Annotated in this window: 11 protein-coding genes; 7 read left to right on the forward strand and 4 right to left on the reverse strand. The window is 35.3% G+C overall.

The annotated features are described in order from the left end of the window. Positions 1–63 precede the first annotated feature (63 nt). A complete protein-coding gene (locus tag ACG94X_RS09875) occupies positions 64–252 on the forward strand; it encodes a hypothetical protein (protein WP_419383557.1) in 189 nt (62 codons plus the stop codon). A gap of 145 nt (positions 253–397) precedes the next feature. Here the strand turns inward: ACG94X_RS09875 and ACG94X_RS09880 are convergent, their stop codons facing one another. Then, positions 398–1,306: a LysO family transporter gene (locus ACG94X_RS09880; RefSeq protein ID WP_419383558.1), complete on the reverse strand. Its 909-nt coding sequence runs from the start codon at positions 1,304–1,306 to the stop codon at positions 398–400. A gap of 46 nt (positions 1,307–1,352) precedes the next feature. Further along, the gene (locus ACG94X_RS09885) at positions 1,353–2,876 is read right to left on the reverse strand and encodes a flavin-containing monooxygenase (RefSeq protein WP_419383559.1); all 1,524 of its coding nucleotides are present in this window, start codon (positions 2,874–2,876) and stop codon (positions 1,353–1,355) included. Positions 2,877–3,029: 153 nt separating this feature from the next. Here ACG94X_RS09885 and ACG94X_RS09890 point away from each other — a divergent pair, with 153 nt between their 5' ends. The 5 genes from ACG94X_RS09890 to ACG94X_RS09910 all read left to right on the forward strand — a co-directional run bounded on the left by ACG94X_RS09890 (position 3,030) and on the right by ACG94X_RS09910 (position 9,679). Further along, positions 3,030–4,040, forward strand: coding sequence for an AraC family transcriptional regulator (locus ACG94X_RS09890; RefSeq protein WP_419383560.1), 1,011 nt, complete (start codon positions 3,030–3,032; stop codon positions 4,038–4,040). A 213-nt stretch (positions 4,041–4,253) separates the two neighbouring features. Then, positions 4,254–5,402: a cell division protein ZapE gene (zapE, locus tag ACG94X_RS09895; RefSeq protein ID WP_419383561.1), complete on the forward strand. Its 1,149-nt coding sequence runs from the start codon at positions 4,254–4,256 to the stop codon at positions 5,400–5,402. Between the two features lie 428 nt (positions 5,403–5,830). Then, a complete protein-coding gene (locus tag ACG94X_RS09900) occupies positions 5,831–7,993 on the forward strand; it encodes a malate synthase G (protein ID WP_419383562.1) in 2,163 nt (720 codons plus the stop codon). Between the two features lie 302 nt (positions 7,994–8,295). Then, entirely contained in the window at positions 8,296–8,916 is a 621-nt protein-coding gene (locus tag ACG94X_RS09905; RefSeq protein WP_419383563.1) for a 2OG-Fe(II) oxygenase, read from the forward strand. A gap of 97 nt (positions 8,917–9,013) precedes the next feature. Next, on the forward strand, positions 9,014–9,679 hold the full coding sequence (locus tag ACG94X_RS09910; RefSeq protein ID WP_419383564.1) for an SOS response-associated peptidase family protein: 666 nt from the start codon (positions 9,014–9,016) through the stop codon (positions 9,677–9,679). A 23-nt stretch (positions 9,680–9,702) separates the two neighbouring features. Here the strand turns inward: ACG94X_RS09910 and ACG94X_RS09915 are convergent, their stop codons facing one another. Next, complete coding sequence (locus tag ACG94X_RS09915; RefSeq protein ID WP_419383565.1) at positions 9,703–10,167, reverse strand: MarR family winged helix-turn-helix transcriptional regulator; 465 nt, start codon at positions 10,165–10,167, stop codon at positions 9,703–9,705. A 241-nt stretch (positions 10,168–10,408) separates the two neighbouring features. Then, entirely contained in the window at positions 10,409–10,606 is a 198-nt protein-coding gene (locus tag ACG94X_RS09920; protein WP_419383566.1) for a hypothetical protein, read from the reverse strand. A 633-nt stretch (positions 10,607–11,239) separates the two neighbouring features. Here ACG94X_RS09920 and ACG94X_RS09925 point away from each other — a divergent pair. After that, complete coding sequence (locus ACG94X_RS09925) at positions 11,240–12,772, forward strand: TerC family protein (protein ID WP_419383567.1); 1,533 nt, start codon at positions 11,240–11,242, stop codon at positions 12,770–12,772. Positions 12,773–12,833: the final 61 nt, after the last annotated feature.

Here is a 12,833-nt window from a genome sequence, read left to right on the forward strand (position 1 = left end):
AGGCTTTTCTTATATGTTTGATTGAATTGTGATTTGCATTCTTTTAAAGAAGAGGGTTGTTTTATGTCACATGATCCTAACGCACTAGACTTACAGCAGCAAGCTGATGAAATTGCACAGCAATTAGAAGAAATAGAACAACAGCAAAGCCAAAATTCAGATTGGACGTCTGGTCTTGATGTTGCTGAAATTGGTGCTGGTGTTTTAGATATCTTGGGTGATTTTCTGGTTGGTATAGCTTTGAGTTTGTAAGATAAACAATCATTTAAAATTAATTTTTCATTGTGTACCGAAATATAAAATTCTAATCATTAATATTATTCTTCAGGCTTAATTATCTAAAGAGGATAGAGTAATCAGAATTGAATATTCTCTAGCCTCTTCGTTAGATGGAAACTTATAAAGCTGCCAATACACTCACAGCGATGGGGGCTAATACTGAAAGTACAAAGCCACTGACCATTGCATGTGGAATAAAATCATTACCACAGGCTTGTTTGACCATAGGCAGTGTTACATCCATCGCTGTTGCGCCTGCGGATGAAATTGCTGAGCGTGGGTAACGCCATCCAACTAAATACATAAATACAATTGCAAAAATTTCTCTAAATAAGTCATTCATTAAGGCAATACTACCTAAATGTGAATTTTTTAATTCTGTAACGACAATTCCTGTCATGGAGTAAAAACCATAACCTTGGGATAACATAATCAAATCATTGAGCTTAATATTTTTAATAAACAATGAAACGACCAACGCACCTAAAATTGATCCCACGATGCAAGCTGTTGGAACGAGTAATATTTTCCAATTTAACCAAGAGCGATCTAATGGTGAATAAGCGAGGTCTAAGCCAATTAAAAACATAAAGATCAGTAGTAAATTCCAAGTACTAACATGCAATGTTGCATCAAAATAATTAAATAATTCAGCTACAAAATAACCGAATGCAAGAGCAATAAATGCATAGCTGATATTAATTAGAGAACTCATGACCAATTGTAGTGATACTTTGCCTTGTGAAGGCTGATAGCCAATGCCTTTAAAAACAACGTAACAACATATAAATGCACCCAGAGAGGTTGCCATTGCAATCATAAAGGCATGGCTTAGAATTTCAGTTGGGCTGGTAATGCTGTGAATAGTTTGAGAAAACTCGATTGCAATTGCAACAAGTAAAATATAAGTAAAATAAGGTAGGATTTTAAGACAGATACGCTCCAGCCACTCGGGTAAACGGCGCGCTAAGATAAAACCAATGAATAAACAGAATAATAGTTGGAAAATAAGCCAAAGAGATTGCATAAAAAATAGATAGGCAAAAAATACCTATCTATTATAGTCGAAACAATTAAGCTACTTTTGACTTTTTATTAGATCCTTGGTGACTGCCCAATAAACGATAATCAGCGGGATTTGCTTTACGTGTTTTTAACCAATATTTCCAAGTATAGGTGGGCCATAAAGAAAAGTTTTTACCACCATCTTGCTGGTACCAGCTGACACAACCTGATTGCCAAACCGTCCCTTTTAATTTATTTTGCACAGCTTGATTAAATTGCTCTTGAATTTCTGGTTTCACTGCAATCGCTTGAACTTGGGTTTTATTCACCATTTGAATAAGCTGTAAAATATAATTAACTTGTGACTCAATCATAAAAATCACTGAGTTATGACCCAATACGGTATTTGGCCCAAGCAATTGAAATAAATTAGGGAAACCTTTTGTACTAATGCCTAAATAGCTTTCCGCACCATCTTTCCATGCTTGTTTAAGTTCAAGGCCATTTTCTCCAAAGCAATCAAATGATTTAAGATAAATTCTTGGATCTGTAATAAAACCAGTACCATAAATTAAACAATCAATTGGTCGTTCTTGACCATCTTTAGAAATAATACTATTTTCAGTGAGTTCAACAATTCCATCTGTAATAAGTTCAACATTCTCACGGTTAAATGTTGGAAAATATTTATTAGAAATCAGAATGCGTTTACAACCCATAACAAAATCAGGAATTAATTTTTGAGCAGTCATTTTGTCTTTGACTTGATACTTGATAAACGCTTCGGCAAGTTTTTGTCCATATTTCATAATTTGTGGTTTTACAATCGGAACAACACGAGACTCATTTGACCAATATAAGCGAGCACGATGTAATTTTCTAAACCAATCGAATCGACTAAATAAATTTTTATCTAATACATTGTAAGCACGTTCATCGCGTGGAATGACCCAAGCGGCAGTGCGTTGAAATACATATAATTGTCCAACTTTGGGCGCTATTTCTGGAATGTATTGGATTGCGCTGCCACCAGTACCAATTGAAGCGACTTTTTTATCATTTAAATTATATTGGTGGTTCCAGTGTGAAGAATGGAACACTTCACCCTTAAACTTTTCGATACCTTTAATATGTGGAATTTGTGGAACATGCAAAGGTCCAGATGCAAAAATTACAAATTGAGCATCAATTTTTTGACCATTTTTTAATGTTAAGTGCCAATTCAAATTTTGTTCGTCATATTGGGTTGCAATGACTTCTTGGTTGAATTGGATGTATTGATTTAAGTTGAATTTGTGGACTAAATCTTGAATATAATTAAAAATTTCAGGTGCTTCGGCATATCGTTTTGACCAATTTAATTTTGGCGCAAAAGATAATGAATACATATGTGATTGTACGTCACACGCTGCACCTGGATATTGATTTTCACGCCAAGTACCACCGACATCATTGGCTTTTTCGAGAATAATAAAATCATGGACATTGGCTTGAATTAAGCGAATGGCCATGGCTAAACCGCCAAAACCTGATCCGATAATTGCGATTTGTGTTGTTTGAATAGGAGTTGTCGTTGCTTGTGTTGTACTCATTTTACATGCTCTGAGTTTTTCAGTTTTACGTAGATTAAACCAATCCTGCAAATGTAATAATGATTGCAATGACACGAAAATTGATATATTCGGCAATTTGCAAAAAGTGAGCTTTATAGTAAAAAGTGAGGGTAAGAATGGTTTGCAGATAATATGAAACGATCAATCCTCGGTTTAATGTATTTAATTCATGGTATGCGTAATGCTGGAATCCAAGTAGATGATCGTCTTGAGAGTATTGGTATTAAAGCTGAAGCGCTTGATCCGAGTTCAATTATTCACCCAAGTTTAGAGTGGGACATTCTTAAAGTTGTGGGTCATGATGTTCAGCCTGAAACGGGTTTATTTATTGGACAGCATTATTCTCTTGCCGGTTATGGTTCTTTACTGATGCTATTGGTGACGTGCAATCGTGTATATGATGCGATTCATAATGGTATCCAATATCAAAGTTTGACTTATTTATATGGTGTTTTAGGTGTTGAAAATAGAGAACACCAAATAGCATTAACTTATCAACCTGTAGATTTAAACTCTGAAATGGGTTTACTTAGAGCGCAATGTGAAGTTTCTGGTACGTATAAGTTCCTGAATGATATTTATAAAATGATGGGTTTAAGCGTACCGAGTGTCAGAATTGAACTGCCTTTTACACAGCCTGAAGATGCTGATATTTTAAAACAATATCATGATTATTATGGCTCAGATCTCCATTTTGGTTGTAAGTACGCATGTTTTTTGATCGACAAAGAAGTGATGGAGCTAAAAATTCCATCATCGGACCCAATTACAAATCGTGTGTATGAAGCCAAATGTATTGCGGAAATTGAGCGTCTGAATGTTGAGGAAGTTAAAACACCGCCATTAATACAGCGTGTGAATGATTATCTTGAATTGCAACAGGGAATTATTCCGTCTATGGCTGAAGTTGCACAGGCTTTGAATGTGCCTGAGCGAACTTTACGTCACCAACTGCAACAACTTGATACCAGTTATAAACAAATTCGTGAACAGTTGATTAAACACAAAGCATTGCGACTTATTGAATATAAAGAATACTCGATAGAAGTGATTGCTGAGTTACTGGGCTATTCTGAACCTGCGGCATTTAATCATGCTTTTAAGCGTTGGTTTGGGCAAAGTCCAAGACAATATGGTAAGTAAAACAGTGGTATTAACATGATTATTCAGCTCATTTTGCCGAATAGCAACATCATAGAATGCATTCACATACAAAAAAGTATGTGAAATGAATGAGTAGCGAATAATGTGTAGTGAATTGATCTATAGATAATCATGAAGATTAGCCCAAAGTTTTATTTATCAAAAATGAATATTCGATATACTCCTATTAGCCATTAAAAGTAACTGAATGATATGTTAGATCAGAATTCAATTTCAAACACCGCCTTTAGTCCTGTATCACCTGCTGAACGTTATGCGAAAGCTGTGTCTTCTGGGCAGTTTTTACCAGATGATGCCCAAGCAGAGGCAGTACATGAGTTAGATCGCGTTTGGCATGAACTGACTAATCGCTATAAAGCTTCAAAAAAGGCATTCCGTCGTTTTCGTCGTCAAACTGCACCACGTGGCGTATATATGTGGGGTGGTGTAGGGCGTGGTAAGACATGGTTAATGGATCAGTTCTATGATTCGATTCCATTCCGTCGTAAAACACGTATGCATTTCCATCATTTTATGCAATTTGTGCATAAAGAATTGAATAAATTATCTGGACAGCGTAATCCATTGGATTTGGTTGCAGATCAAATTTATAAAGATGCCGTAGTGATTTGTTTTGATGAATTTTTTGTATCTAATGTGACAGATGCAATGATTCTGAGTGATTTATTTCAGAAATTATTTACACGTGGCGTCACTTTAATTGCAACATCCAATATTGCTCCAGATGGTCTATATAAAAATGGTATCCATCGTGATCGTTTTATCCCAACTATTGAAATGGTGAAGACCTATTGTGTGGTATTGAATGTCGATGCAGGTGTGGACTATCGCTTACGTGTGCTAAAACAAGCGCAACTCTTTAAATCACCATTAACTGATGATCATAAAGTGTGGATGGCAAAGCGTTTTACTGCTTTGACGACATCGCAAAAAATTTCGGAAGAGCCGATTATGATCAATAATCGTGTGGTTGAGACGATTGGTCATACAGAAGATGTATTGTGGTGTGAATTCCGAGAATTGTGTATGAAACCACGCAGTCCTTCTGATTTTATTGAAATTGCCAATATTTATAATACTGTTTTAGTGAGTAATGTTCCGCATTTGACCGATTTGCTTTCGGAAGGAACACGTCGCTTTATTTATTTGGTCGATGAGTTTTATGATCGTGGAGTGAAGCTGCTTTTAACTTCGCAGGATTCTATTATAGAGATCTATGAAGGAGAAAAACTTGTTTTTGAGATTGAGCGTACACGCTCACGCTTGCTTGAAATGCAGTCTGATGAATATATTCAAGCTGAACATCGTCAGATTAAAGACAAAGAGTTAAAAGTTGAGTAAGGCTTCAATTTAAAATAGTGAGAAATATATTTAAAAAATTAAGGCACTTTTGAAGTGCCTTTTTTATAATTGGAAAGAAGTGATTTGACAATAATTTTAAACACAATAATTACTTTGCTTTATCGACATTCTGTCAGATTCATGGCTTAATCTTTGCACACGGAAGAAAGTGTATTAGAAAAAATGAATAAATTAGCAAGCGTTCTGAACTTTGGTCTAATTTCGACATTTAAAAAATTTAATACACTATAAATATTACCCAAGTTGATGATATTGTCGTATTTTTGATCATTATTTGTTAGGTTGATGCTCGCATTTATTTCAATGGAAATGATCACTATTTAGCAATGTGATAGTACTATTCAGCATGGTTTAAATCGGTATACTAGAATCTCTTGTTATAAAAAGTAGCAATATCAGGAAAGACAATGACTGCACGTATTCAAAAAGGCAAGTTAGCGATTGCTAAAGAACTTTACGATTTCATCGAAAAAGAAGCTTTACCAGGCACTGGTTTAGATAACGAAACATATTGGAAGAACTTTGAGCAAGTCGTTGTCGATCTTAGCCCTAAGAATAAAGCGCTTTTAGCAAAGCGTGATGATATTCAGGCTAAAATTGATGAATGGCACCGCAATAATAAATTTGAACTCGAAGCTTATAAAGCTTTCCTTAAAGAAATTGGCTACTTATTACCAGAAGTAGAAGATTTTCAAATCAGCACACAAAATGTAGATGAAGAAATTGCATTGTTGGCTGGTTCGCAATTGGTTGTACCAGTGCGTAATGCACGTTACTGCTTAAATGCGGCAAATGCGCGTTGGGGTTCTTTATACGATGCACTTTACGGTTTTGACGTGATCCCAGAAGATGGTGGCGCAGAAAAAGGTAAGGGTTATAACCCAGTTCGTGGCGATAAAGTTATTGCATTTGCTAAAAATTTCTTAAATGAAACATTCCCATTGGTAAATGGTTCACATGCAGATGCAACAAAATATGCTGTAGAAAGCAAAAAACTTGTTGTGACATTAAAAGATGGTTCTACATCTACTTTGGCACACGAAGCTCAATTCGTTGGCTTTAATGGTGAAGAAGCTGCACCTGTTGAAATTGTATTGTTGAACAATGGTTTGCATGTTGTTATCGAAATTGATGCAACAAGCCCAATTGGTAAAACGGATGCGGCTGGCGTAAAAGACCTTGTACTTGAAGCTGCTGTGACCACGATTCAAGATTTAGAAGACTCAATCGCAGCAGTAGATGCTGAAGAGAAAGTTGAAGGCTACCGTAACTGGTTAGGTTTAATGCGTGGTACGTTATCAGAGTCTATCGAGAAAAATGGTAAAACCGTTACTCGTACACTTAACAAAGACCGTACGCACAAAAACTTGATTGGTGGTGAAACTAAACTTCACGGTCGTTCACTCATGTTACTTCGTAACGTGGGTCATTTAATGACAAATCCTGCGATCCTTGTAGATGGTGCTGAAATCTACGAAGGCATCATGGATGCATTAATTACACCATTGTTAACTTTTGCAGACATTAAAGGCGAAAACGAAAACAAGAACTCTCGTAAAGGTTCTATGTATATCGTTAAACCAAAAATGCACGGCCCAGAAGAAGTTGCTTTTGCAGTTGAATTATTTGGTCGTTCTGAACAAGCGCTTGGCTTACCAGAAAAAACCTTAAAAATCGGTATTATGGATGAAGAGCGTCGTACATCTGTAAACTTGAAAAACTGTATTTATGAAGCGAAAGATCGTACAATTTTCATTAATACAGGTTTCATGGACCGTACAGGTGATGAAATTCATACATTTATGGAAGCGGGTCCATTCGTTCGTAAAGGCGAAGTAAAAGCTCAAATTTGGTTCCCTGCTTACGAAAACCGTAATGTTATGGTCGGTCTGAAAGCTGGTTTACGTGGTAAAGCGCAAATTGGTAAAGGCATGTGGCCGAAACCAGATATGCTTTTAGATATGTATAATACAAAGATTGAGCATCCAGAAGCGGGCGCAAGCTGTGCATGGGTTCCATCACCATCTGGTGCGGTTATTCACGCAATTCATTATCATCAATGTAACGTTTCAAACCGTCAACAAGAACTATTGAAAACTGAAGCATTACCTTTAGATGATTTGTTAACGCCACCTTTAGCAGCAGATACAAACTGGACTGCGGAAGAAAAAACCAAAGAACTTGAAAATAATCTTCAAGGTATCTTGGGTTATGTGGTTCGTTGGGTAGATTTAGGTGTAGGTTGTTCTAAAGTACCAGACATCAATAATGTCGGTTTAATGGAAGATCGTGCAACTTTACGTATTTCATCACAACACGTTGCAAACTGGTTGCGTCACGCTATTGTGACGAAAGAGCAAGTTGAAGAAGTTATGCAACGCATGGCGAAAATTGTGGATGAGCAAAATGCCAATGATCCAGAATATACGGCGATGTCACCTGCATTCAACGGTTATGCTTACCAAGCAGCGTATGACTTAGTATTTAAAGGTGGTGAGCAACCATCGGGTTATACAGAGCCACTATTGCATGCAGCACGTTTAAAATTAAAAGGTTATACAGGTGATTAATTTCATTGTATAAATTGAAAGCCAGTTATTTCGATAACTGGCTTTTTTGTTTCTGCTTTAGGTTTTTATTAGACATAATCGGTATCGTAAATTATATATTGGCTTAAATGATTAATAAAATAATTGAACATAGATAAGAATATTCATTTTGATTAATATTTTTGCATTGATCACGAGCAGCTTCAATTCATCTACGTTTAGGTTATCATTCTTTTTGCTTTATTAAAATATGTTGTTAATATTCATATCGAGTGTTTTTTGCTACAATTAGGGTAATCGCATTACTATTTAGTTGAATTAAAATGACATCAATTTTGAAATTAGATGCACTGAAAAATGCCGAAGTGAGCCATACACCTTATCCATATTTTATAGTTGAAAATGCACTGGCAGACAGCGAAGTACAGGGTGTGATTCAGGATTTTCCTAAAATTGAACAGGGTGGAAGTTATAATATTGAAGATGTAGAAATTAAGCCTAATTTTGATCGCTTTTTAAAATCATTAGATACGCCTGAGTTTCGTCAAATCTTAACGGATAAGTTTGATGTAAATGTTATGGAACATCCGATGATGGTGACATTACGTGGTTATTCACGCCAAAAAGATGGACGTATTCATAGTGATTCGAAAAGTAAATTATTAACAATCTTGATTTATTTGAATGAATCTTGGGATGCCCCGAATGGTCGTTTGCGTATTTTGAATAATGATAATGATATCAATAACTATGTTACAGAAATTAATGCAGGGCCGGGTTCATTGGTTGCATTTAAAGTGACGGATAATGGTTGGCATGGCTATATTCCTTATGAAGGACAACGGCAATCGATTCAAATTAACTTTTTAACCAGCGAAAAAGCCAACGCAAAACATAAATTTTTTCATGGTTTGAGTGCAAAAATGAAAAAGATTTTTGGATAAAAAAAAGTCAAAAAATGAAGGTGGATTTTCTTCAAGATTATCTAACCTTCATTTCCAGTATGAATTCAGCCAACCATCAATATATTTTGTTATTCTTATGTGTGCCAATTTTAAGCCCATTACGCATTTACAAATTTTAGTATTAGATTTACCACCCATTCCGTTTGTGTATGAAGCGGAGGTTTTCCCGAGTTTTCTAACGCCATTACTGTTTAAATCTACATTGGGCTTAGAGTGGCGTATGGTTAATTTTGGTCTAATTCCCAAGTGGGCAGATGACAAAGACATTGCCAAGCATACTTACAATGCTCGTAATGAAACCATTATGCAAAAGCCAAGTTTTAGTGAGGCTTTTAATAAGTGCCAATTTGGTGTTGTTGCTGTTACAGAGTTTTATGAGTCTAAATATGTCAACGGGCGACCACAGCGTTGGGGTGTCAAGCGGAAGGATGGAAAAGCATTTTACCTCGCAGCTTTATATGAAATAACTCGATTAGCAAGTGGGGAAGTGATTCGTTCTGCAACACTTATAAGTATGGACGCGCATAAACATGAGATGATGCGTGAATTTCACGAGCCACGAACAGATAAACGATCAGTTGTAGTAATACCGCATAGCCGTTTAGAAAAGTGGTTGATGCTAAAACAACCCGATATTTCACCTTTTATCGAAGGTTTTCCTGTGGAGGAGTTTGAGTGCTTTTATTGTCCTAAACAACGAAATAACAAAAACTCACCACAGATTGAAATATTTGATGAATAGGATTACCCATTAATATTAAGTGATTAGTGTGCTAGATTTTTAAAAATTAATTTCAAACTTTCCATCATTTTTTCAATTTGTAGTGGTGTTAAGCCTTCAAAAGATTGTTCTAAGACAATAGCCATTAAGTCATTGATTTTGTGTGTCATTTGTTTACCTGATTCTGTGAGATAAACACGTGTAATTCGTGCATCATTTTCACAAGAAAAAGTTTCTACAAAGCCTTCTTCTTTCAAGCGATAAACAATTTTTGTTGTGGTCGACATTTTAGAGACAATCATTTCTGAAAGCTCAGAAACACTCGCATTGGGTTTTGACTCTAAAGAGACCAATAAGCGTCTTCTAGAGTTATCTACACCATATTTTTTGAGTACGTGGTCTACATTCAGCACATATTGTGAATGAACTTGCGTAATCCAGTAAAAAGGAAAGTTTTCAATATTGAAGTTTTCCGTAGCGGGTAAAAATTTTGAATATTTCTTAGTCATTAGGGAGTACCTGGTTTTTGTAATTATTGCTAAACTTAAAGTCTAATAATATTTTATTTTGATAAGTTGAATCAATACGTGATGTATCACTTAATGCAAAAAAACAAGGAAAATCTACTCAATATAGATTTTCCTTGGAGTAAACTTAGGCAGCTTGATCAAGTGAAGATATTTTATAATTATCCTTATCTTGATGAAACGCAACAATACTTTGAGTAAATCTAATTACTTTTTCTTGTGATTAAGAATTTATACTTTTCATAACCGATAGTTTTGCTATCGGATGTGTATTCTCAAGAATAACATTGTGTGTCAATTCTTGCTGACGATTCTTTTGCGTTACAACAACGCTGACATAATGCTCATTTAGAACTGAATCACTATTAATACAAGTACCTAAAGAGTGCGTATTTACACTCAATGTCGTGACGCTTGCCATTATTGTAGGTCTTGTTTATTTTCACTTATTTTGAAAATTTTTAATCAAAATTAAAAAACTTTATGCCAAAAAAGTATGATTATTAAACAAAAGTGCTGACTATTTATTTTAGTGGAAAATTAGACCACAAAAACTTGGCTTTATTCATAAAAGGTTCTGTCGTTTAGGTCATAAGCTGTGTAAACCAGAATGCTTTATAGATGTATCTTATTATTTATCTCATTGAATATAAAAAGGTAATATTTTTCCAGAGATGTTTCATTGTTGTAATATTTTATTTTTAATAGATCAGTGGATTTTAATTATTCGGCATTTGTTGATTTGATAAAAAATGTTTCTGTTAATATTTTATTGACTAAAAGTGATGTTAATTAATATTTTATTGTTTACTGCACGGTAGTTTTATTATTGATGATCCATTGCAATTTAGCTGAATTACGAATGGGTCATTATTCACAATTAAATACTAAATAAATGTAATTTTTTCATGAAAAGTAATTACAAAACTCTAATATTATGCATAATTATAGTAATTCTTGTTGAAAAGGTATCATTCATGGATCCGTCGCCGTGTAGGTTAAGCTTATTTATTGCTTCTTTATATATTTATAATAATAAGCAGGAGATTTAATAATGGAATTTTTATTAGATCCTGGCATTTGGATTGGTCTTTTAACTTTAATCGTTATAGAAATTGTACTGGGTATAGATAACCTTGTATTTATTGCCATTTTGGCAGATAAACTTCCCCCTGAACAACGCGATAAAGCACGAATCATTGGTTTGTCTTTAGCTTTGCTCATGCGTTTAGGATTGTTGTCTATTATTTCATGGCTGGTTACATTAACTAAGCCGCTTGTAGAAGTTGCTGGATTCTCTTTTTCTGGGCGAGATTTAATTCTCTTATTTGGTGGTCTATTCCTTGTCTATAAGGCAGTCACAGAGCTGCATGAAAAAATGGAAGGCAAGCCCGAAGTCAAAAGCACGGGTGCAGTTGTTTACGCAGGATTCTGGGCTGTTGTTGCACAGATCATTGTATTAGATGCGGTTTTCTCGCTCGACTCTGTGATCACTGCAATTGGAATGGTGGATAATATTTATGTGATGATGGCGGCAGTCACTATTGCTGTAATTGTCATGTTGATTGCTTCTAAACCATTAACCAACTTTGTGAATAAACATCCAACAGTGGTTATTCTGTGTTTAAGTTTCTTGCTGTTAATTGGTGTGAGCTTAATTGCAGAAGGTTTTGGCTTCCATATTCCAAAAGGGTATATCTACTCAGGTATTGGTGTTGCAATCATCATCGAAGCATTTAACCAATATACCAGTCGTAATGCTGAAAAGTATGAGTCCAAGATTCCATTGCGCCATCGCACAGCCGATTCTATTTTGAAATTGATGGGCAGTAAATTAGATGCTGACTTGTTACAAAATCCTGAAGCCTTAGCTGCGCAGAAAGCCTTTGGTGATGAAGAGCGTTATATGGTCGGTGGAGTATTAACCCTCGCTGAACGTACCGTTGCTTCAATTATGACACCGAGAAATCAGATTTCATGGATTAATCTTGATGATGATCCTGAAAGTATTCGTCAACAGATTTTAGCTGTGCCGCATAGCCTATTTCCAGTGTGTCGTGGGCATTTAGATAAGGTGGTTACCGTTGTCCGTGCGAAAGAGTTAATTGATGTTTTAGAAGAGCCTGAACAATTACAAGCTTTATTAAAGCGTAGTCGTCCGATTTTTATTTTTGAAAAAATGAAAGTGATTGATGCGATTAATACTTTGAGAACCTCTAAAGGCTCATTGGTATTAGTGAGTAATGAGTTTGGTAATATTCAAGGTTTAATTTCACCACTTGATGTATTTGAAGCTATTGCAGGTGAATTCCCAGATGCGGATGAACAGCTTGAATTGATTAGAATAGATGATACGACTTGGAAAGCATCTGGAATGTTAGATCTTTACCAGCTTGAATTAGAGCTGGGAACAATTGATTTGGTTCAAGAAGATTCTGGATATTTCAGTGTTGCTGGTTTGATTTTAGATAAAACTCAAGGTGAAGCTAAAGTCGGTACGCAAATTGAACAGGATGGTATTTGGTTTGAAGTCGTTGAAATGGATGAAAATCGAATTAAAACGGTGAAAATCACACGCCCTGAGTAATTTTATTATTGATTTTTCTGAGTAAAAAAATGCCTCAAATTTGAGGCATTTTTTGAATAAA

The sequence above is a fragment of the Acinetobacter psychrotolerans genome, from assembly GCF_048552595.1.
Lineage (GTDB): Bacteria > Pseudomonadota > Gammaproteobacteria > Pseudomonadales > Moraxellaceae > Acinetobacter.

Coding starts and splice junctions, on each gene's coding strand:
- ACG94X_RS09875 (WP_419383557.1), top strand. CDS start 64: ATGTCACATGATCCTAACGCACTAGACTTACAGCAGCAAGCTGATGAA.
- ACG94X_RS09905 (WP_419383563.1), top strand. CDS start 8,296: ATGACATCAATTTTGAAATTAGATGCACTGAAAAATGCCGAAGTGAGC.
- ACG94X_RS09900 (WP_419383562.1), top strand. CDS start 5,831: ATGACTGCACGTATTCAAAAAGGCAAGTTAGCGATTGCTAAAGAACTT.
- ACG94X_RS09920 (WP_419383566.1), bottom strand. CDS start 10,606: ATGGCAAGCGTCACGACATTGAGTGTAAATACGCACTCTTTAGGTACT.
- ACG94X_RS09915 (WP_419383565.1), bottom strand. CDS start 10,167: ATGACTAAGAAATATTCAAAATTTTTACCCGCTACGGAAAACTTCAAT.
- ACG94X_RS09925 (WP_419383567.1), top strand. CDS start 11,240: ATGGAATTTTTATTAGATCCTGGCATTTGGATTGGTCTTTTAACTTTA.
- ACG94X_RS09910 (WP_419383564.1), top strand. CDS start 9,014: ATGTGTGCCAATTTTAAGCCCATTACGCATTTACAAATTTTAGTATTA.
- ACG94X_RS09890 (WP_419383560.1), top strand. CDS start 3,030: ATGAAACGATCAATCCTCGGTTTAATGTATTTAATTCATGGTATGCGT.
- ACG94X_RS09880 (WP_419383558.1), bottom strand. CDS start 1,306: ATGCAATCTCTTTGGCTTATTTTCCAACTATTATTCTGTTTATTCATT.
- ACG94X_RS09885 (WP_419383559.1), bottom strand. CDS start 2,876: ATGAGTACAACACAAGCAACGACAACTCCTATTCAAACAACACAAATC.
- zapE (WP_419383561.1), top strand. CDS start 4,254: ATGTTAGATCAGAATTCAATTTCAAACACCGCCTTTAGTCCTGTATCA.